This is a genomic window from Megamonas sp. Calf98-2, from assembly GCF_900110235.1.
Classification (GTDB): Bacteria; Bacillota; Negativicutes; order Selenomonadales; family Selenomonadaceae; genus Megamonas; species Megamonas funiformis.
This window is the reverse complement of record NZ_FOCY01000014.1, coordinates 1-20,480: the sequence shown is the minus strand read 5'-3', so window position 1 is coordinate 20,480 and position 20,480 is coordinate 1. Positions and strand designations below refer to the sequence as shown.

Below are 20,480 nucleotides of genomic sequence, written 5' to 3'. Positions count from 1 at the left end.
GGAGGAATTTTGATGAAAAAATTGCTATCAGTAATTGCTACTGCACTTTTTGCAGTAGTGGCTTTAGCTGGTTGTGGTTCTAGTACAGATACTGCATCTAGTGAAAAAACTGTGCTAAAAGTAGGGGCGACAGCTGTTCCTCATGCAGAAATCTTAGAACAGATTAAACCAGAGTTAGCAAAAGAAGGTGTTGACTTACAGATTATTGAATTCAATGATTATGTACAGCCAAACTTAGCTTTAAATGATGGTGAATTAGATGCAAACTTTTTCCAACATCAACCTTATTTAGATGAATTCGCAGCAGAACATAGTGTAAAACTTGTAAGTGCTGGCGGTGTTCATATCGAACCTATGGGAATTTATTCTAAAAAAGTAAAAGCTCTTGATGAATTAAAAGATGGCGCTTTAGTAGCTATTCCTAATGACCCTACAAATGGTGGTCGTGCTTTAATTTTAATGGCAAAAGCTGGTATTATTACTTTAAAAGATAATAACGATATCAAAGCAACTGTACAAGATGTTGTAGCTAATCCCAAAAATATTCAATTCCAAGAAGTTGAAGCAGCTCAGCTTCCACGTGTTTTAGATGATGTAGATGCTGCGGTAATTAATACAAACTATGCAATGCAAGCAGGCTTTGTACCAGCTAGCGATGCTTTGATTATCGAAGATAGTACATCTCCATATGTAAATATTGTAGCTGTTAGAGAAGGAGATCAGGAAAAACCTGCTATCCAAAAATTAATGAAAGCTTTAAAATCTGAAGCAGTTAAAAAATTCATTGAAGAAAAATATAAAGGTGCAGTAGTTCCTGCTTTTGAATAAGTTTAAAAGAATGAAGATATCTACAATAGATAATAAATTATTGTGGATATCTTCTTTTTTTTAGCAGGAATAAAAATTATAAATATCTAAATAATAAATATGATATTTTTCTTTTAAATGTCAATGGAGGGATTTATATATGAAGAGCAAGAAAAATAAAAAGAATGCTGTAAATAAAGATGTAAAAAAAGCTGTAAAAGTATCAGTAGTGAAAAAAGAAGATATGTTTGAAGCTAGATTACATAAACATTATGATGAATTAAAATGGCTTTATTGTGAATTGTATCAGCAACAACCAAATCCTTTAAATTATTTTGATGATTTAATTAAAAACTTAAAAGACTTCTATGAGCAAAGGGAAGCTTATTTAAAGGAATTAGATATTGCACGTGAAAAAAATACTAATTGGTATAAAGGCAATGACTTCATCGGCATGATGATGTATGTAAATAATTTCTCTGGCACTTTAAAAGGCTTTGAAAAAAGAATACCTTATTTACAAGAAAGCAATGTAAATTATATCCATTTAATGCCTTTGTTGACATCTCCAAAAGATGAAGGTGATGGCGGTTATGCTGTAGCAGATTTCCGCAATGTTCAAGAAGAATTAGGAACTATGGAAGATTTGCGTAAATTAGCTAAAAAATGTCATCGCAATAAAATAAGTATTTGCTTAGACTTTGTAATGAACCATACTTCTAATCAACATGAATGGGCAAAAAAAGCAAGAGCTGGTGAACAAGAATATCAAGATAGATATTTCTTCTTTGATAATTATGATATGCCAAGATTATTTGAAGAAAAATGCCCACAGGTATTCCCTACAACAGCACCAGGCAATTTCACTTATTTAGAAGATATTCATAAATTTGTAATGACTACTTTCTATCCATATCAATGGGATTTAGATTATCGCAATCCTATAGTTTTCAATGAAATGGTATATAATATGTTATATTTAGCAAATCAAGGCGTAGATATCATTCGTTTAGATGCTGTGCCATATATTTGGAAACAATTAGGTACAAATTGCCGTAATTTACCGCAGGTTCATACTTTAGTACGTATGATGCGTATGATTACAGAAATTGTTTGCCCATCTGTATTATTATTGGGTGAAGTAGTAATGGCACCTGAAAAGGTAGTTCCATACTTTGGTACAATTGAAAAACCAGAATGTCATATGCTCTATAATGTAACTACTATGGCAACAACATGGCATACAGTAGCTACTAGAGATGTAAGCTTATTAAAACATCAACTTGATATTTTAGCTTCTTTACCAAAACAATATATTTTCCAGAATTATTTACGTTGTCATGATGATATCGGTTGGGGCTTAGATTATGGTTTCTTGAGATATCAGGGAATAGAAGAAGTTGCACATAAAAAATATTTAAATGACTTCTTCACTGGAAAATATCCAAATTCTTTCAGTTGTGGTGAATTATATAATGATGATGAATCATTAGGTGATGCTCGTCTTTGCGGTACTACAGCTTCTTTATGTGGTATAGAATATTATGATAAACAAAAAGATAAAGATGGTATTCAGTCAGCTATTGATTTAGACTTAATGTTGCATGGCTTCTTATTGAGCTTATCTGGCATACCTGTTATTTATAGCGGTGATGAAATAGCTCAATATAATGATTGGGAATATAAAAACGATAAATATAAACAAGCTGATTCTCGTTATATTCATCGTGGAGCATTTAACTGGCGTAAAGCTGGTCGTCGTAAAATAGATAATGCTATTCAGGCGAAAGTATATCAAGGTATTAGCAAAATGGAAAAAATACGTTTACAATATGATGTATTCTCCACTGATGCCAATATCTATACTTTAAATACATGGAATAAATCCACAGTGGCTTTAGTTCGTGAAACAGAAAATGAAAAATTCATTGGTATTTATAATTTCAGTGAATATGAAGAAATGGCATGGATTGACGAACAAGATGGCTTATATAAAGAATTATTGACAAAACAGAAAGACTTCAAAGCATCAGGATTAAAATTACCAGGACATGGTATTTTATGGCTCTGGAGAAGTAAAAAAGCATAATATAAAACCATCATAAATAAAAAAGGCGTTAACTCTAAATTTTAGGTTAACGCCTTTTTATTATTTTTTATTTATCTGTGTAACTAAGATGCGGTCAATGCGGGCTTTATCCATACTGATGATTTCAAAACGGAATTTATGCCAGATGATTTTTTCACCGACTTTAGGAATATAACCAAAATAGGAAGTAATAAAGCCACCCATAGTTTGGAAATGTCCACTGTCTTCATTTGGCAATACTTCGATATCGAATTTTTCTTTGAAATCGTCAATATCAAAAAGTCCATCAATATACCAAGAATGTTCATCTCGTTGAATGATTTGAGGGGAATTAGCAACGGGTTTACCAGTTATATCACCTAAGACTTCATTGATGATGTCAAAGATAGTGATAAAACCTACAACACCGCCGTATTCGTCAAGTACTACAGCTTCATTTATTTCACTTTCACGGAATTTCTCAAGAACACGAAAGCTTTCCATTGCACGAGGCACAAACATTGGCTTATGCATGAGTTTTTCTAAATCAAGCGGTTTATTAGCTAATAATTCATTTAAAATATCTTTAGCATAAACAATCCCTACAAATTCATCAAGATTATCTTTACCTACAAGAAAAACATTTTGATTATGTTCTTGAATAAATTTTAAATTTACCTCTAAGCTATCTTCAAGGTCAATCCACATCATTTGTGTACGTGGTGTCATTAAAGAATAAGCTGTTTGGTCACTCATATGGAAAATACGGTCAACAATATCTTGTTCAGCTTTTTCAAAAGTACCATCTTCTGTACCTTTTTCGATTAAGTCTTTTACTTCATCTTCAGTAACACTATCATTATTTTGAGGATTGATGCCAAAAATCAATAATAAAGTATTAGCTATAGAAGTAAATAGACTAATAAATGGAGACAAAAGTTTTTTCCATATTTTTAATGGTGTAAGTAGAGTTAGTAAATAATACTCAGGTTTTGTAAGGGCTATATTGCGAGGTAGGGTTGTACTTAAAATAGAACATAATAATATGATGATAAAAGTACTGATGATTAGAGAAATAGGCTCTATATAATTATCGCAATCAGGAAAAATCGCTTGTAAAGCATGAATGAAAAATGGTGCAAGTGAAATGCCAGTCAATAAACCTATTAAAATATTGCAAGAAACATTACCTATTTGCACAGCAATTAAATAAGTAGTAGGTTTATCAATTATTTTTAAGGCTTCAGAAGCTTTCTTTTTACCTTCATCAAGCATTTTTTCTAATTGATTTTTATGAGAATCAGCAATAGCCACTTCAGTGAGAATAAATAAAGCATTTATTAAAATTAATATAAAAATTAATCCAATAAATAAATCCGTCTCGGGAATATCCAAATATCAACACTTCCTTATCTAAAAATATACTATATTATACCACTTATAACTGATAAATGCCATTTTACCAATAATTTTTACAAAGATTATAAAAAACTTACAAAAATTTTTCAAAAAAAGTGTTGACAATCTAATATAAGTTAATATATAATAATCAACGTTGCTGATACACTTACTAAAGCAACAAGACAATGCGGGAGTAGCTCAGTGGTAGAGCATCACCTTGCCAAGGTGAGGGTCGCGAGTTCGAGCCTCGTTTCCCGCTCCATATCATGCGGAAGTAGCTCAGTGGTAGAGCATCACCTTGCCAAGGTGAGGGTCGCGAGTTCGAGCCTCGTTTTCCGCTCCATTTAATAAATATCCCAGTAGCAATACTGGGTTTTTTTGTTATAATGATAAATAAATAATATACAGCTTATTATTTTTGTTAAAATAAATTGTTAATTATTAATTTAAGTAGGTGATAAAATGAAACCATTTATGCAAGAATTTATTGTAGGATTTATTTTGGTCATGGTATTAGTAATATTCACCATAGGTGGATTGAGCAATATGCATGATGCTCAAGAATTAGTGGCAGGACTTATATTATTAGCTACTTTGATTGTATTTACCTTAGGCAAAAGCCCAGTATTTAGGGTAGATAGAGCAGGTATGTCCATTATTGGTGCGTCGTTAATGACAGCTTTTGGTATTTTGTCCCTTGAAGAAGCCGTTCAAGCAATTGATGCTAAAACTATTGTGGTATTATTTTCATTGATGGTAGTTGTGAGCAATTTAAAATTAGCAGGATTTTTTACATATATAGGCAAAGTAGTATTCACTCATATTCATACAGGAAAAACTTTATTATTAGCAGTAATTTTTATGTCAGGAATTTTATCTTCTATTGTAATTAATGATATAGTTTGTTTATTATTCACACCTGTAGTTATCATGATATGTTTGAAAGTAAAGGTAAATCCTATTCCTTATTTGCTCGCAGTAGCAATGGCTTCAAATATTGGTAGTGCTTGTACATTTATTGGTAATCCCCAAAATGTATTAATAGGTAGTTTATCTCAAGTTCCTGCTGGAGAATATTTTTTATCAGCAGCTCCGATATCTTTTTTAGGTTTAATCATGCTTTATTTAGCAATATCATTTAAATATAAAAATGATTTGTCGGTGAGCTTTGAATATAAGAGCGATAACAATAGTATCATTCATAAATATTTATTGAGTAAAACAATAATTGTATTAGCACTTGTTATTATTTTTTATTTAGTTGGTTTTGATTTATCATTGACAGCAAGTTTTGGGGCAGCATTTTTATTGATTAATGCCCGTATAAAACCAGAACGTGTTTATGAAGATATAGATTTTAACTTATTAATTATGTTCATTGGCTTATTTATCATCATTGCTGGCGTAGAAAAAAGTGGTTTACTTGATTTAATAAATAGTTTTTTACCACCAGAATATATGAAAGAAATACCGCTGTTTTCAGTGATGGCAATAGTGCTTTCTAATATAGTAAGTAATGTACCAGCAGTATTACTTTTAAGATATTACATTCCTGTAGATGAACAAATCTTATGGCAGGCTTTAGCTTTATTATCCACAATTGCAGGCAATTTGACAGTTTTTGGCTCTATTGCGAATTTGATTGTTATTGAAATTGCCAAAAAGCAGGGGATAAAAGTAACTTCTAATCAATATTTAAAGATAGGTTTTCCATTAACGATATTATTATCCATTATAAGCATTATTTGGTTTGAATTTATAAATTAAAAGTATGAAAAGTGTTGACTTTTTGTTTTTTATCATTTATAATAGTTTATGTTGTTAAGACAAGTGCGGAAGTAGCTCAGTGGTAGAGCATCACCTTGCCAAGGTGAGGGTCGCGAGTTCGAGCCTCGTTTTCCGCTCCATAAGAAATTGGTCCCCAGTCAATAAGACTGGGGTATTTTTGTACTTAGACTTGTTTTTATGAAAGTATTGTGATATCATTCATTTAGTATAGTAGGTGTACTGTGACTATTAAGGTGAATGACAGTAACATATACAATAAGAATTTTGGTTTACTAGTTAAACAGGAGGTTTTTTTTTACAATGAACGTTACTACAGAAAAGATTGAAAATCATAAGGTAGTACTTACAATTGAAGTACCAGCTGAAGAACTTGATAAAGGTATTAAAGCTGCTTGCAAATCCCTTGCAAATCGTGTAAACATTCCTGGTTTCAGAAAAGGTAAAGCTCCTCGCCGTATTCTTGAAATGAACATCGGTAAAGAAGCTATCTTAGATGAAGCTTTTGATCGTGTTGCACAGAAAGCTTTTGATGAAGCTTTAAAACAAGAAAACTTAGATCCAGTAGACCGTCCACAGGTTGACATCGTAACTTTAGAAGAAGGTAAAAACGTAGTATTCAAAGCTACTATTACTCCTGTTCCAGAAGTTACTCTTGGCGAATACAAAGGATTAAAAGTTGCTAAAGACGCTGTTGAAGTAAAAGACGAACAAGTTGAAGAACAAGTAAAAAATATCTTAAATCACCATGCAAAAATGGTTGACGCTGAAGAAGGCGCAACTGTTGCAAACGATGATTTCATCACTTTAGATTTCAAAGGTGAAGTTGACGGTGTAGCATTTGCTGGCGGCGAAGGTAAAGATTACCCACTTCAAATCGGTTCTCATTCTTTCATTGATACTTTTGAAGATCAACTCGTTGGTCTTAAAGTTGGCGAAGAAAAAGATGTTAATGTAACATTCCCAGAAGAATATCATGCTAAAGATTTAGCTGGTAAAGCTGCTGTATTCCATTGCAAAATTAACAGCATTAAACATAAAGAAATGCCTGAACTCACTGATGAATTCGTAAAAGCATCTACTTCTTATGAATCCATCGAAGACATGAAAGCAAAACTTCGTGAAAACATTGAAAAAAATGCACAGCGTGAAGCAGATACTAAACGCCGTAACGAAATCTTAAAACAGGCTACTGACAATATCACTGTAGATATTCCAGAAGTTATGGTTGAAAACCGTGTAAGCAACATGATTCAGGAACTTTCCGTAAATCTTGAAAACCAAGGTATGAACCTTGATGCTTACTTAAAATATGCTAACATGGATATGGCAAAACTTCGTGAACAGTACAAAGAAAGTGCTGCAATCGCAGTAAAAACTGACCTCATGTTAGATGCTGTTGCAAAAGCTGAAGATATCAAAGTTGAAAACGCTGATATCAACGCTGAAATCGCTTTACTTGCTGCAACTTATGGTACAACTCCACAAGAAGTAAGCAAAATCATTAAAAAGAACCACAGCATTGGTAACTTAGTAGCTACTGTACTTCACAAAAAAGCTGCTAACTTCATCATTGACAGTGCTGTAGAAGCTTAATTAAAAAATTAAATATAATATTTTTGACCGGGGTGAATGATATGAACTATATACCTATGGTAGTTGAACAGTCAGGACGTGGAGAACGTGCCTATGATATTTATTCTCGTCTTTTAAAAGACCGTATAATTTTTTTAGGTGGTCCTATTGATGATAATGTAGCTAACGTGGTAATAGCCCAACTTCTATTCTTAGAATCTGAAGACCCGGATAAAGATATTCACCTTTATATTAATAGTCCCGGCGGTGTTGTTACTGCCGGGCTAGCTATTTATGATACTATGCAATATATTAAGCCAGATGTATCAACTATATGTATTGGACAAGCTGCTAGCATGGGCTCTGTGCTTTTAGCTGCTGGTGCAAAAGGCAAAAGATATGCACTTCCATATTCTCGTATTATGATACATCAACCACTTGGCGGAGCTCAGGGACAATCAACAGATATTCAAATTCAGGCTCGTGAAATTTTGCGTATTCGTGAAACTTTAAATGAAATCTTAAGTTGCCATACTGGTCAGTCTGTAAAAAAACTTACAGAAGATACAGAACGTGACAATTTTATGTCAGCGTTAGAAGCTAAGAAATATGGTTTAATAGATGAAGTTATTATTCGTCCACAAGAAGAAAAAAGTGATAAATAGTCAATCATGATTAGCTGTAGATAAGAGGTGAATGTTGTTGAATTTCGGTGAGGGTAATAAAGGCAAAATGAAATGTTCATTCTGTGGAAAAACTCAGGAACAAGTACGAAAACTCGTGGCTGGACCAGGAGTCTATATCTGCGATGAATGTGTTAAGCTTTGCGATGAGATTGTAGAAGAAGAAGTTAATGATAATGAGCCTGTTGAACTTAGAGAGTTGCCAAAACCTAGAGAAATATATGATGTATTAAATCAATATGTAATAGGACAAGATGAGGCAAAAAAATCTCTTTCTGTAGCTGTATATAACCATTATAAACGTATAAACAGAGTTACAAAGCAGGATGATGTTGAATTACAAAAATCTAATATTTTGATGTTAGGACCAACTGGTAGTGGAAAGACTTTACTTGCACAGACCTTGGCTAAAATATTGAATGTTCCTTTTGCTATAGCCGATGCAACATCACTTACAGAAGCAGGCTATGTTGGTGAAGACGTAGAAAATATTCTACTAAAACTAATTCAAGCTGCTGATAATGATATTGAACAAGCTCAAAAAGGTATCATCTATATAGATGAAATTGATAAAATTGCTCGTAAATCCGAGAACCCTTCAATAACAAGAGATGTTTCTGGTGAGGGAGTGCAACAGGCACTTTTAAAAATCCTAGAAGGTACAATTGCTAGCGTTCCACCACAAGGTGGAAGAAAGCATCCTCATCAAGAAGGTATGTTACAAATCGATACTACAAATATATTATTTATTTGTGGTGGTGCTTTTGATGGTATTGAAAAAATAATAGATGCACGTTTAGGCAAAAAAAGTCTTGGTTTTGGTGCAGATATAAAAAGTAAACGCAAACAAACTACAGGTGAAATTTTGAAAAATGTTTTACCTGAAGATTTATTAAAATGTGGTTTAATTCCAGAATTTATAGGGCGTGTTCCTGTAGTAGTTACTTTAGAGTCTTTGACAGAAGATGCACTAGTGGATATTTTGGTAAAACCAAAGAATGCTTTAGTAAAACAATATGGCAAACTTTTGGAAATGGACGGTGTAAAACTTCATTTCGATGAAGAAGCTTTACATTTGATAGCCAAAGAAGCTTTGGAGCGTAAGACAGGTGCTAGGGGACTTCGCTCAATTATTGAACGTATTATGCGTGATGCAATGTTTGAGATACCTTCCAAAATGGGTGCTGTTTCTTGTGAAATAACTAAAGAGATTATTGAAAAGAAAAAAACTCCTGTAATCACTTATGCTGATAAAAAAGCTGTAAAAAAATAACTTATTTTTAGCAAAGTAACAGGATATTAATATGCCATTAATAAAGAGTTGTTGCCAGGCTAAATAAAACCGCAGCAACTCTTTTTTATAATAAATATTTTATACTCATAGGAGGATTTCTTTCGTGGGGAAAAAAAGTACATTGAGCTTTTTACCATTAAGAGGAATGGTGTTATTTCCAAATAATGGAGCACATATTGATATAGGTCGTGATAAATCTGTTGCGGCTCTAGAAGAATGTTTGGCACATGGCAGACAGATTATGCTTAGTGCGCAAAAAGATGTCGAAGTAGAAGACCCAAAACGTGAAGATGTATATGAGATTGGTACAGTATGTCAAGTACAGCACGTAACTAAACTCAATAATGGGATTATGCGTGCGCAGATAGAAGGATTGTATCGCGCTCGTATTTTAGATTTTCGCGATGATGGTCTATTCATTGAAGTAGATGTCGAAGAAATTGAAGAAGATAAAACAGATACTAAAGAAATTCAGGCACTTATAAGAGCATGTATTTCTAAATTTGAAGATTGGGTAAAACTCAGTCATAAAATACCACCTGAAGTCATGATTGCAGTTAATGTAGCTATGGACGATGGCGGAATTTTATGCAATGTAGTTACTAATCATTTAAATTGCAAATATCAAGATAAACAAGAAATTTTGGGTATCGTTGATTTAAAAAGCAGATTAGAAGCTCTATATAAATTGTTATTACAAGAAGTAGAAATTATAGAGCTTGAAAATAAAATAGTTTTTGATGTGAACAAGCAAATGAATAAAATTCAAAAAGAATATTATTTGCGTGAACAGATAAAAGCTATTAATAAAGAATTGGGCGAAGATGATGAAATAGCAGAAGCTATTGAAGAATATCGTCAAAAAATGAAAGAACATACTTATCCAGAGTATGTAACAGAAGCGTTGGAAAAAGAATTAAAACGTTTAGAACGTACAAATCCAGCTTCTCCAGAAATGGGAGTAATTCAAAATTATATTGAATGGGTACTTGATTTACCATGGGATATAGAAAATCAAGAAACTATAGATGTAAAAGAAGCACAAAAAACTTTAGATAAACATCATTATGGACTTACAAAAGTAAAAGAACGTATTATTGAATATTTATCTATAAAAGCTTTATCACCAGATATAAAGGCGCCTATCGTATGTTTAGTAGGCCCTCCTGGTGTTGGTAAAACTTCTATTGCAACATCTATAGCACAAGCTTTGAAACGTAAATTTGTCAGAGCATCTTTAGGTGGTGTGCGTGATGAAGCTGAAATCAGAGGTCATCGTCGTACTTATGTAGGTGCTATGCCTGGTCGTATCATTGAAGGTATAAAGAATGTAGGTAGCAAAGACCCATTATTCTTATTAGATGAAGTGGATAAAATGGCGTCAGATTATCGTGGCGACCCTGTGTCTGCTCTTTTAGAAGTATTAGACCCAGAACAAAATAGCACATTCTCTGACCACTATATTGGGCTTGCATTTGATTTATCTAAAGTAATGTGGATAATTACAGCAAATGATTTAGGTAATATTCCTCGTCCTCTTCGCGACCGTATGGAAATCATCATGCTTCCAAGCTATACTGAAGTAGAAAAAATGCATATAGCAAAAGAACATTTACTTGATAAAGTAAAAAAAGCAAATGGTCTTAAGAAATCTCAAGTGAATATGTCTGATGAAGTAATCAGCAAAATCATCGAAGATTATACTCGTGAAGCTGGTGTACGTGAATTAGAACGTCAATTATCTAAAGCTTGTCGCAAAGCTGCTTATAAAATAGTTACAGAAAAGAAAAAATCTGTACGCATCACTAAGAAGAATATAACTGATTTCTTAGGTAAAGCAAAATACACAGAAACTAAAGCTGAAAAAGAAAACCAAGTAGGTCTTTGCACTGGTCTTGCATGGACTGAAGTTGGTGGCGTTATCTTGCCAGTTGAAGTAGCTGTTTTAAAAGGAAAAGGAAATTTATTACTCACAGGTCAACTCGGTGATGTAATGAAAGAGTCTGGTAGAGCAGCACTTACATGTATTCGCGCTCGTTCTGAGAAATTAAAAATAGATGAAAAATTCTATGAAGAAAATGACATTCATGTACATTTTCCAGAGGGTGCAGTACCAAAAGATGGTCCATCTGCTGGTATCACTATGACTACAGCTATAGTATCAGCACTTACAGGTAAGAAAGTAAGAGCTGATGTGGCTATGACAGGAGAAATCACTCTTCGTGGCAAAGTATTACCTATTGGTGGATTGAAAGAAAAATCTTTGGCGGCTTATCGTGAAGGTATCTATACTGTAATCATGCCAAAAGCTAATGAAAGAGATTTAGACGAAATTGCACCAGAAGTAAAAGCTAAGATGAAATTTATTCCTGTAGAGACTATAGATGAAGTTTTAAAAGTAGCGTTGGTGGATTAAATGACACAGACAGATATACAAGACAATAATGCAAATAAAATAAAAGTTCAAGATAAAATAAATATTATCCGAGCTAAATATATTGCGTCAGCTGTAAAAAAAGCGCAATATCCAGAAGAACGCTTAAAAGAAATAGCTTTTATCGGTCGTTCTAATGTGGGTAAATCTTCTTTGATTAATTCTTTGACACGTGTGCATAATTTAGCACGTGTCAGCGGTCAGCCAGGCAAAACGCAGACAATTAATTTTTATGAATTAACTGCTAGATTTAATGAAACTGGTGAGGATAAATTATTTCATTTAGTCGATTTACCAGGATATGGCTATGCAAAAACAGCTCAAACTAATCGTAAGCAATGGGCAAAATTTATCGAAGAATACTTTTTACATTCAGAGCATCTTCAATTCGTTTGCCAGCTTATAGATATTCGTCATGAGCCTATGAAATCAGATAAAGAAATGTTTGATTGGCTCATAAAAAATAATATTCCTGTGCTTATTATCGCAACTAAAGCTGATAAAATAAGCCGTGGAGCAGTGCATAAACAAATAGCTCAAATTCGCAAATCCTTAGGTGTGAAAGAAATAGATATTTTACCTTATTCTTCACCGAAAAAACAGGGAAGAGCAGAGCTTTTAAATGTAATTTATGAAATGTTAGTTGATTAATAATTAAGTGCCTTTAACATATGTTAGAGGCACTTTTTGTTTAATTTAGATTTTAAAAATGAATGATATTCATATTTACTTGACTGTATAATCTATAGTTTGTTACAATAAAAACCAGATATTTTGATAAACGAGGATTATTATTATGCTTACAAATTTTGATAAATCATTATTAAATATTATTCAAAGAAACTTGCCAATCAGTGAACGTCCATTTTTGGAATTGGCTAAGATTTTAGAGACAACTGAAGACCATGTAATAGAGCGTTTGCGTTATTTAAAAGAACATGGTTATATTCGCCGTATAGGTCCATTTTTTGATTCGGGAAAATTAGAGTATAAAGGAACTCTTGTGGCTTTAAAAGTAAAAGAAGGCTATATGCAACAAGTGGCTGAATTTATAAATCGCTATCCAGGGGCTACACATAATTACGAACGTGAAGGCGAGTATAATTTATGGTTTACATTGCTTACACATAGCGAGGAAAAGAGAAAACAGATATTAGATGAAATCAAAGCTCAAGAAGGTGTAGAAAAATTGATGAATTTAGTATCTAATAAAAAATATAAGATAAATGTACAATTTAAATTAAAATGATTTATTTTTAGTATATTTATGCTTATAGATAGAATAACAAAGTTACAAATATATTTAATGACTTAGAAAAATTTTTTACTGTATTTGAACTCATATAAATTTTTTTGTATAAAGTAAAAATATATAGAAAAAACGCTGTAATACTTGATTTTGTTGAAGAAAGGCAGAATAATGGATTTATTAGATAAACAAATTATTAGAATTATGCAAGATGAATTTCCACTTGTAAAAGAACCTTATAAAGAATTTGCAAAAAAACTTAATATATCTGAGCAGGAATTATTAAATCGTTTGCGAATTTATAAAGAAGAGGGTAAAATTCGTAAAATGGGTGCTGTACTTCGTCATGTAGAAGCAGGATTTCGTGCAAATGCTCTTTGTGCATGGGTAGTGCCAGTGGATAAATTAGATGAGATAGCACAAAAATTAGCTCAATGTCCATCTATTTCTCATTGTTATGATAGAAATACTACCCCAGATTGGTCATATAATATTTATACAATGATACATGCTCATACACGTCAAGAATGTGAAGTCATTGCAGAAAAATTGGCCAAAGAAAATAATCTTCAGCAATATACTATGCTTTATTCTGTGAAGGAATGGAAAAAAACAAGTATGCGATATTTTGATGAAGCTGAAGATGAATAATTTTTGGAAGGTGATTTAATGGTTTCAGAAAAAATGTATGAATTAGGTACAAAGAAATCTACTATTCGTACTATTTTTGAATATGGTCGCAAACGTGCGTTAGAAGTAGGAGAAGAAAATATCTATGATTTTAGTATAGGTAATCCAAATGTTCCTGCTCCTGATTTTGTAAAACAGGCTATTATCGATATTTTAAATGAAATGGATCCATGTGCTGTACATGGTTATACTGTAGCTCCGGGTAATCCAGAAGTTAGAGAAGTTTTAGCTAAAGATATTAATCGCCGTTTTGGTACTAATTTCGCTGGTAAAAATTTATTTATTACTGGCGGTGCTGCTGGTGCGATTACAATTACTTTTAAAGCGTTAAGTGAAGCAGGCGATGAATTCATCACATTTGCTCCATATTTTCCTGAATATAAATGCTTTGTAGAATCCACAGGAGCTAGTTTAAAAGTAGTTCCTGCCAAAATAGATGATTTTCAAATTCAATTTGATAAGTTTGAAGAAATGATAACTGCAAAAACAAAAGCAATTATTGTAAATTCACCTAATAATCCTAGCGGTGTTGTATATAGTGAAGAAACTATTAAAAAATTAGCAGAAGTTTTGACTGCAAAATCAAAAGAATATAATCACCCAATTTTCTTGATTTCTGATGAACCTTATCGTGAAATTGCTTATGGTGTAGATGTACCATATTTGCCAAAATACTATGATAATACTATTGTTTGCTATTCTTATAGTAAATCTTTCTCACTTCCTGGTGAACGTATCGGTTATATCGTAGTACCAGATGAAGTAGCTGACTTTGGCAAAGTTTATGGCGCTATTGCTGGAGCTGCTAGAGTATTGACTCACGTAAATGCTCCATCTTTATTCCAATTAGTAATTGCTCGTTGTGCAGGTAAAGAGTCCGATATGTCCACTTATGAAAAAAATGGTAAATTACTCTACAATGGACTTATCGAAGCTGGTTTTAAATGCGTAAAACCACAGGGAGCATTTTATCTTTTCCCTCAATCTTTAGAACCAGATGATTATGCTTTCTGTAAACGCGCTCAAAAATATGATTTATTATTAGTTCCAGGTAGCGACTTTGGTTGTCCAGGACATTTCAGAGCTTCTTATTGCATAAAGACAGAAACAATTGAAAAATCTTTGCCTTTATTTAAAAAGTTAGCCGAAGAATATAAAAAATAAAAGTAGATAAAAGGATATTGTTGATAAGATATGGAATTATCAACAATATCCTTTTTTATTTTATGTATTTTAAAAGTGTTATAGAATTTGTAAAAAAATTAATAAATAATTGTGTATAGAGGTAATTTATGAAAATTAGAGTAGTAAATAAAAGTGATTTTAAAGATATTTATAATTTAGTAAAAGAATCTTTTAAAACAGCTCAGGTAAGTGATGGTAATGAGCAAGATTTTGTATTAGAGTTGAGAAAAAGAGTATCTTATATACCAAGTTTAGAATTTGTAGCAGAAGAGCAGGGAAAATTAATTGGGCATATTATGTTTACGAAGCAAGCTGTAGATTTAGAAAAAGGAAAATTAAAAGCTTTATTAATAGCTCCTTTATGTGTAGATTTAGCTTATAGAAATCAGGGAATTGGCAGTAAATTAATGAATTATGGTTTAATGAAAGCAAAAGAGTTAGGATATGATACAGCTTTTTTAGTAGGTAATCCAGAGTATTATCAAAAATTCGGATTTTTATGTGTTACTAATTATAATTTGAAAAACATGACAACTATTCCAGATAAAATGGTAACGTAAATAAAAGAAGAAGCATTATCTAATGTAAAGGGCGGTGTAGATTTACATTAAAAAAGCAGATTTTAACTTTATTATTAAAATAATGGGTTAAAATCTGCTTTTTTATATTATTTTTCTTTGTGTTTATTTTTTTCAGCTAAATCAGCTTCACATTTTTCAAGAGCTGTAGAGAATTTACGCCAGAGGTGTTTTCTGCCTAATGTGCGGAATAATCCAGCACGATACATATGACGGCGAACTTGTGGATTAGCTTCACAAAGATATACTTCAATGCCACGTTTTTGAAGATGTTTAACGATTTCATTGAGCATTTTAAGACCACTTAAATCTACGAATGGCACGCTTTCAAAGCGTAAAATCAAAGATTTTGGATCTTTATCGATATGAGCAAGGGAACGTTCAAAGGCACTTACAGCACCGAAAAAGAGTGGTCCTTCGATAGTATAAACGAGCATTTCAGGGTGATGTTCTAATTCTTTTTGGAACTGTGGTTCAATTTCTGTATGATGAATAGCATGGACATCAACAGAGAATACCATTTTACGCATGAATTGTAAAATGGCAAGTACAACACCAACGTTTACAGCAACCACTAAATCAGTGAAGATAGTCAAAAAGAATGTGATGAGCAAAATAAGGGAGTCTGCACGAGGTGCAACACGGATAAGGCGAATAAAATTCGGTACATCACTCATATTGTAGGATACAACAAATAAAATCGCAGCCATAGAAGCAAGTGGAATATTAGCAGCAAGTGGAGCTAAGAAGAATAATACTAATACTAAAAATACGCAGTGAACTAAGCCTGCAAGTGGACTTGTACCACCTTGACGAATATTTGTAGCAGTACGAGCGATAGCACCAGTAGCAGCGATACCACCAAAGAGAGGACAAACGATATTAGCAAGACCTTGACCGAATAATTCTTGGTTAGAATTGTGTTGATGACCTGTCATACCATCAGCAACAACGGCAGATAATAATGATTCAATAGCACCGAGCATGGCAATAGTAAAAGCTGGGCCAATCAAAGCAAATACATCAGAGATAGATATTTCAGGAAGTGTAAGACTTGGTAAGCCTTGAGGAATACCACCAAAAGCAGTGCCGATAGTAGCAACTCCAGGGAATTGGTAATAAGATTGGATACAAGTAGCGACAATCATTGCCCAAAGTGGTGCTGGAAGTTTTTTAGCAATAGGAATTTTGGGCATGATTAGGATAATAGCAAGGCTGATTAAACTAATCATAAGTGTAGGCATATGACTTTGTGGTAAAGATAAAATCATCAAATAAAGCTTTTCATGGAACATCTCAGCGTGAGCGATTGGCGGGAAACCAAAGAAGGATTGCCATTGACCAACCCAAATAGTAACACCGATACCAGCAGTAAAGCCAACGATAACAGGAGCAGGAATAAAGCGAATGACATCACCGAGTTTGGCGATAGACATCAAAACTAAAATAATACCAGCCATGATAGTGGCGATTTGTAGACCTGCTAGACCATATTGCATCAAAATGCCACTGAGTAAAACGATAAATGCACCTGTAGGGCCTGCAATTTGCACACGAGAGCCACCAAAGATAGAAACGAAAAATGCGGAAATAATAGCAGTATAAATACCTTGTGCAGGAGATACGCCACTAGCGATAGCAAATGCCATAGCAAGAGGCATAGCCACGATACCGACTACGATACCTGCGGAGATATTTTTTCCTAAATGTTCAGATTTGAATAAACCAGCGTTATAAGCTTCTTTTAATGCAATCAACAGTAATTCTCCTTTAGTTAAATATTAAATTGTTAAGTGAAAAACGATTAAAAAATATGTAATAGCTATAATTTTTCTTAGATGATAAAATACCTCCTTTATAAATAAAATATAAGTGATAAATTTTTCATAAACTTCATAAATATGATAAAGCTAATAAAAAATACAAAGAATAGTTTATCACTAGATTTTAAGACTAGCAATAAAATTTAGGTGAAAAATAAAAAAGAAATTAGCAAAATACTAATTCCTAGCAAAATTTTAATAAAATATGATATGAAAATGTAGTTTTAAGCTTCAAGATATCGTTGATACATATTATAAGTTTTTTCATCAAAACAAGAGAAAATAATATCAAGTTTATAATCTTTATGCATATCTAGCCATGTTTTGACTGTAGAGATAGAAATTTTTGTCGCTTCTTCTAGTGGATAATGATATACACCAGTGGAGATAGCAGGAAAAGCGATACTGTGAATATCGTGTTTTAAAGCTAAATCTAAAGAATTTTTATAGCAATTGGCAAGTAGCGAAGCTTGATTTTTTTGAGTAGAACAAATTGGCCCTACTGTATGAATTACATATTTTGCTTTTAAATTATAGCCCTTAGTGATTTTAGCTTCGCCAGTTTCACAGCCACCGAGAGTGCGACATTCTGCTAGTAGCTCACGACCTGCACGGCGATGAATAGCACCGTCGACTCCACCACCGCCGAGAAGCGTTTTATTCGCAGCGTTGACGATTGCATCACAATCAAGAATAGTAATATCACCTAAATCAATAGAAATCATATTAACACCTTCTATAAAATTTAATTATAAATCATCTAATAGGAATTTTAGAAATAGTTATCTTTGTCTTTTTCAAGCCATTAGCTTTGAGAAAATGGCTTAATTCCTGTTTATTTTGTCTACACATAGCACCGAGAGTGATTTCAGGAATTAGTTCACTATCCCAAATATCGGCTAAACATAATTTATGATAACTGCGGATTTCATTTTTAAATAAAGAAAAATGAGTTTGTTCAATGGAAGACATTCGCAATAATGAATGGAATTTATCATGCAAAGGCTTGAGCGTGGCAGGTAAGATAATATTACGGCTCATGCTCAAAAAATCTTTTTTCATGGATAGAGTTTTGGGATAAAAGAGCAGACGAAACTCATGTTCATCAGCAAAATAATTATTTTTAGCAAAGTTCATAACTTTTTCATAACTTTATTATAGGCAATGACTAAAACGATAAAGCCATATTGTTCGATATATTTTTGAAAAGGGTCATTATAATTGCGGATTTGTTCTTCAAATAAATCGTAAAAACAAGCACAGATATGGGATAATTTATCTAAGATTTCAGCATCACTATAGAGAATTTTTTCTAGTTCTGTTATGGAAAAATGGGAATAATCTTTGAAGTTTACATTGAGTTTATCCATGTTGATACCGATACAAACACCACTATAACTAGAAGCATATCTTTCCCAATGTGAGAGATTATCTTTTTTATCGGTTAAACTTAGCGAATAACCATCACTTTTTTTGAGATAATTTTTTAAGTCAGGCATATGGGTTTCAAAACTTTTTTTCAATAATAATAGATATTGCTTGAAATTATCATCAGTGGAATTATTTATAATTTCGTCCATATCTTTGAGCATATGATTTACAGTATAATATCTCTCTGATTTATCGTTAGAAGATTTTAGATTGGTCAGCCAAAGCTCACGACTCATGATGATATTATAAAGTGAATTGATTGATGTATAATGATAAAAAATATTTTGTCCGTCCATAATTATTACCTCGTAGAAGTCTTATTAATTATAATTATGATAGTGAATAATTATAATTGCAATAGAGAAAAATTTTGTTAAGTAATAAATATATTAATAAAATTATACTATAATGTAGCATTCTTTTAAGATAATAGAAAAAAATGTTATAATATCAATACAATAAATATGATTTTTGCATAGAGAGGAGGATTTTTATGAAATATAGTGCTTTAGATATTGTACATTATATAATAACTTATTCTTGTGAAATGAATATGCGTATAACAAATTTAAGATTACAAAAATTATTATATTTTATTCAACAAGAGTATTTAAAAGATTATGGAAAACCATTATTTTTTGATGATATTTGTGCATGGAAATATGGTCCAGTTGTACCGAATGTATATTATATTTATTCTGGATATGGTGGATTACCTATATTAAATAAATATGAATCTAATCTACCTAATGAAATAAAAAAATATATTGAAAAAATAGTAGATAAGTTAAAGAGTAAAGATTCTTGGGATTTAGTGAATGATACGCATAAAGTAAATGGTGCATGGGATAAAATATATAAAAATGGTGAAGGGGATAGAAGATGTATTCCAATTGATTTGATACTAGGTGATGTCAAATAATGGAACAAAGAAATTTCAGTGATAGTAGTAATGATTTTAAAATATCTAAATTTATAAGAGATTTAAATCAAGATATATTATCTAAGAATGACATAAAACAAAGAATTAATTTATTGCTTGAAGAAGTTTATAATGGAGATTATCGTCATTCATATGCTATGATTGCTGGTATACTAGTAGAAATAAAAATTAGTAGCAATGATAAAACAGAAGTATTTACATCTTATATCTTAGGATTAATTTTTTACCAAATGCGAGCGTAAAGCCCCTAAATTTATTTATGGGGATATAAGCTCGCTAAAAAACAATGATTCGATATCATTGTTTTTTATTGTATTATATTTTTAATAGTTATATAATATTTTTATGAAATATAAATCAAATAATAATATAGTATATTCTTGTAAATATCATGTAGTATTTTGTCCTAAATATCGTAGAAAAGTGTTGAACAATGGTGTTGATGAACGATTAAAGGAGTTGATTAATAATATTTGTCAGAAGCTTCACGTCGATTTAATCGAGATGAAAGTAATGCCAGACCATGTTCATTTG

Annotated in this window: 20 protein-coding genes and 3 tRNA genes; 18 read left to right on the top strand and 5 right to left on the bottom strand. The window is 32.1% G+C overall.

The genetic code is table 11. The features are described 5' to 3' along the window. The first annotated feature begins 12 nt into the window (after positions 1–12). Both BMX03_RS05540 and BMX03_RS05535 read left to right on the top strand, forming a co-directional pair. Positions 13–828, top strand: coding sequence for a MetQ/NlpA family ABC transporter substrate-binding protein (locus BMX03_RS05540; RefSeq protein ID WP_015563075.1), 816 nt, complete (start codon positions 13–15; stop codon positions 826–828). A 139-nt stretch (positions 829–967) separates the two neighbouring features. After that, a complete protein-coding gene (locus BMX03_RS05535; protein WP_022228253.1) occupies positions 968–2,896 on the top strand; it encodes an alpha-amylase family protein in 1,929 nt (642 codons plus the stop codon). A 60-nt stretch (positions 2,897–2,956) separates the two neighbouring features. Here BMX03_RS05535 and BMX03_RS05530 read toward each other — a convergent pair whose 3' ends face one another. After that, positions 2,957–4,270 (bottom strand): hemolysin family protein, encoded by a 1,314-nt coding sequence (locus BMX03_RS05530; protein ID WP_022228252.1) that lies wholly within the window; start codon positions 4,268–4,270, stop codon positions 2,957–2,959. Positions 4,271–4,463: 193 nt separating this feature from the next. Here BMX03_RS05530 and BMX03_RS05525 point away from each other — a divergent pair. From BMX03_RS05525 to BMX03_RS05465, 13 genes are all read left to right on the top strand, one after another. Further along, a tRNA-Gly gene (locus BMX03_RS05525) sits at positions 4,464–4,538 on the top strand. A 6-nt stretch (positions 4,539–4,544) separates the two neighbouring features. Next, positions 4,545–4,619 (top strand) — tRNA-Gly (locus BMX03_RS05520). Positions 4,620–4,738: 119 nt separating this feature from the next. Beyond that, positions 4,739–6,043 carry an ArsB/NhaD family transporter gene (locus BMX03_RS05515; protein WP_018999789.1) on the top strand — a complete coding sequence of 435 codons (1,305 nt, stop codon included), beginning with the start codon at positions 4,739–4,741 and terminating at the stop codon, positions 6,041–6,043. A gap of 65 nt (positions 6,044–6,108) precedes the next feature. After that, positions 6,109–6,183, top strand: a tRNA-Gly gene (locus BMX03_RS05510). A gap of 181 nt (positions 6,184–6,364) precedes the next feature. Then, positions 6,365–7,657: a trigger factor gene (gene tig, locus BMX03_RS05505; RefSeq protein WP_022228251.1), complete on the top strand. Its 1,293-nt coding sequence runs from the start codon at positions 6,365–6,367 to the stop codon at positions 7,655–7,657. Positions 7,658–7,698: 41 nt separating this feature from the next. Continuing rightward, positions 7,699–8,301: an ATP-dependent Clp endopeptidase proteolytic subunit ClpP gene (gene clpP, locus BMX03_RS05500; protein ID WP_075554708.1), complete on the top strand. Its 603-nt coding sequence runs from the start codon at positions 7,699–7,701 to the stop codon at positions 8,299–8,301. A 37-nt stretch (positions 8,302–8,338) separates the two neighbouring features. Further along, the gene (gene clpX, locus BMX03_RS05495) at positions 8,339–9,592 is read left to right on the top strand and encodes an ATP-dependent Clp protease ATP-binding subunit ClpX (protein ID WP_091694282.1); all 1,254 of its coding nucleotides are present in this window, start codon (positions 8,339–8,341) and stop codon (positions 9,590–9,592) included. 124 nt (positions 9,593–9,716) lie between these two features. Then, on the top strand, positions 9,717–12,029 hold the full coding sequence (gene lon, locus BMX03_RS05490; RefSeq protein WP_091694279.1) for an endopeptidase La: 2,313 nt from the start codon (positions 9,717–9,719) through the stop codon (positions 12,027–12,029). Then, positions 12,030–12,698 carry a ribosome biogenesis GTP-binding protein YihA/YsxC gene (gene yihA / locus BMX03_RS05485; protein ID WP_091694277.1) on the top strand — a complete coding sequence of 223 codons (669 nt, stop codon included), beginning with the start codon at positions 12,030–12,032 and terminating at the stop codon, positions 12,696–12,698. A gap of 145 nt (positions 12,699–12,843) precedes the next feature. Beyond that, positions 12,844–13,296, top strand: a complete 453-nt coding sequence (locus BMX03_RS05480) for a siroheme decarboxylase subunit alpha (protein WP_008537176.1) — start codon at positions 12,844–12,846, stop codon at positions 13,294–13,296. A 171-nt stretch (positions 13,297–13,467) separates the two neighbouring features. After that, positions 13,468–13,947, top strand: coding sequence for a siroheme decarboxylase subunit beta (locus BMX03_RS05475; RefSeq protein ID WP_091694274.1), 480 nt, complete (start codon positions 13,468–13,470; stop codon positions 13,945–13,947). An 18-nt stretch (positions 13,948–13,965) separates the two neighbouring features. Next, positions 13,966–15,150: a pyridoxal phosphate-dependent aminotransferase gene (locus tag BMX03_RS05470; RefSeq protein WP_091694272.1), complete on the top strand. Its 1,185-nt coding sequence runs from the start codon at positions 13,966–13,968 to the stop codon at positions 15,148–15,150. Between the two features lie 128 nt (positions 15,151–15,278). Beyond that, positions 15,279–15,731: a GNAT family N-acetyltransferase gene (locus BMX03_RS05465; RefSeq protein WP_091694269.1), complete on the top strand. Its 453-nt coding sequence runs from the start codon at positions 15,279–15,281 to the stop codon at positions 15,729–15,731. 107 nt (positions 15,732–15,838) lie between these two features. Here BMX03_RS05465 and BMX03_RS05460 read toward each other — a convergent pair whose 3' ends face one another. The 4 genes from BMX03_RS05460 to BMX03_RS11360 form a co-directional block, all read right to left on the bottom strand. Then, positions 15,839–17,506 carry a SulP family inorganic anion transporter gene (locus BMX03_RS05460; protein WP_018999798.1) on the bottom strand — a complete coding sequence of 556 codons (1,668 nt, stop codon included), beginning with the start codon at positions 17,504–17,506 and terminating at the stop codon, positions 15,839–15,841. Between the two features lie 290 nt (positions 17,507–17,796). After that, entirely contained in the window at positions 17,797–18,297 is a 501-nt protein-coding gene (locus BMX03_RS05455) for an O-acetyl-ADP-ribose deacetylase (protein ID WP_091694266.1), read from the bottom strand. Positions 18,298–18,328: 31 nt separating this feature from the next. Beyond that, entirely contained in the window at positions 18,329–18,709 is a 381-nt protein-coding gene (locus tag BMX03_RS11365; protein WP_255361420.1) for a hypothetical protein, read from the bottom strand. Then, positions 18,706–19,299, bottom strand: a complete 594-nt coding sequence (locus BMX03_RS11360; RefSeq protein WP_255361419.1) for a DUF2971 domain-containing protein — start codon at positions 19,297–19,299, stop codon at positions 18,706–18,708. Before BMX03_RS11360 ends, BMX03_RS11365 begins: the two co-directional genes overlap by 4 nt. Positions 19,300–19,496: 197 nt before the next feature. On the opposite strand from BMX03_RS11360, the gene BMX03_RS05445 reads away from it, so the two are divergent. From BMX03_RS05445 to tnpA, 3 genes are all read left to right on the top strand, one after another. Beyond that, positions 19,497–19,925 carry a Panacea domain-containing protein gene (locus BMX03_RS05445; protein ID WP_022228243.1) on the top strand — a complete coding sequence of 143 codons (429 nt, stop codon included), beginning with the start codon at positions 19,497–19,499 and terminating at the stop codon, positions 19,923–19,925. Beyond that, positions 19,925–20,188, top strand: coding sequence for a hypothetical protein (locus tag BMX03_RS05440; protein ID WP_075554702.1), 264 nt, complete (start codon positions 19,925–19,927; stop codon positions 20,186–20,188). Before BMX03_RS05445 ends, BMX03_RS05440 begins: the two co-directional genes overlap by 1 nt. Positions 20,189–20,285: 97 nt before the next feature. Next, a partial coding sequence (gene tnpA, locus BMX03_RS05435) for an IS200/IS605 family transposase (protein ID WP_255361421.1) occupies positions 20,286–20,480 on the top strand: 195 nt, incomplete at its 3' end.

Coding starts and splice junctions, on each gene's coding strand:
- BMX03_RS05540 (WP_015563075.1), top strand. CDS start 13: ATGAAAAAATTGCTATCAGTAATTGCTACTGCACTTTTTGCAGTAGTG.
- BMX03_RS05535 (WP_022228253.1), top strand. CDS start 968: ATGAAGAGCAAGAAAAATAAAAAGAATGCTGTAAATAAAGATGTAAAA.
- BMX03_RS05515 (WP_018999789.1), top strand. CDS start 4,739: ATGAAACCATTTATGCAAGAATTTATTGTAGGATTTATTTTGGTCATG.
- tig (WP_022228251.1), top strand. CDS start 6,365: ATGAACGTTACTACAGAAAAGATTGAAAATCATAAGGTAGTACTTACA.
- clpP (WP_075554708.1), top strand. CDS start 7,699: ATGAACTATATACCTATGGTAGTTGAACAGTCAGGACGTGGAGAACGT.
- yihA (WP_091694277.1), top strand. CDS start 12,030: ATGACACAGACAGATATACAAGACAATAATGCAAATAAAATAAAAGTT.
- BMX03_RS05480 (WP_008537176.1), top strand. CDS start 12,844: ATGCTTACAAATTTTGATAAATCATTATTAAATATTATTCAAAGAAAC.
- BMX03_RS05475 (WP_091694274.1), top strand. CDS start 13,468: ATGGATTTATTAGATAAACAAATTATTAGAATTATGCAAGATGAATTT.
- BMX03_RS05470 (WP_091694272.1), top strand. CDS start 13,966: ATGGTTTCAGAAAAAATGTATGAATTAGGTACAAAGAAATCTACTATT.
- BMX03_RS05465 (WP_091694269.1), top strand. CDS start 15,279: ATGAAAATTAGAGTAGTAAATAAAAGTGATTTTAAAGATATTTATAAT.
- BMX03_RS05455 (WP_091694266.1), bottom strand. CDS start 18,297: ATGATTTCTATTGATTTAGGTGATATTACTATTCTTGATTGTGATGCA.
- BMX03_RS11365 (WP_255361420.1), bottom strand. CDS start 18,709: ATGAACTTTGCTAAAAATAATTATTTTGCTGATGAACATGAGTTTCGT.
- BMX03_RS11360 (WP_255361419.1), bottom strand. CDS start 19,299: ATGGACGGACAAAATATTTTTTATCATTATACATCAATCAATTCACTT.
- BMX03_RS05445 (WP_022228243.1), top strand. CDS start 19,497: ATGAAATATAGTGCTTTAGATATTGTACATTATATAATAACTTATTCT.
- BMX03_RS05440 (WP_075554702.1), top strand. CDS start 19,925: ATGGAACAAAGAAATTTCAGTGATAGTAGTAATGATTTTAAAATATCT.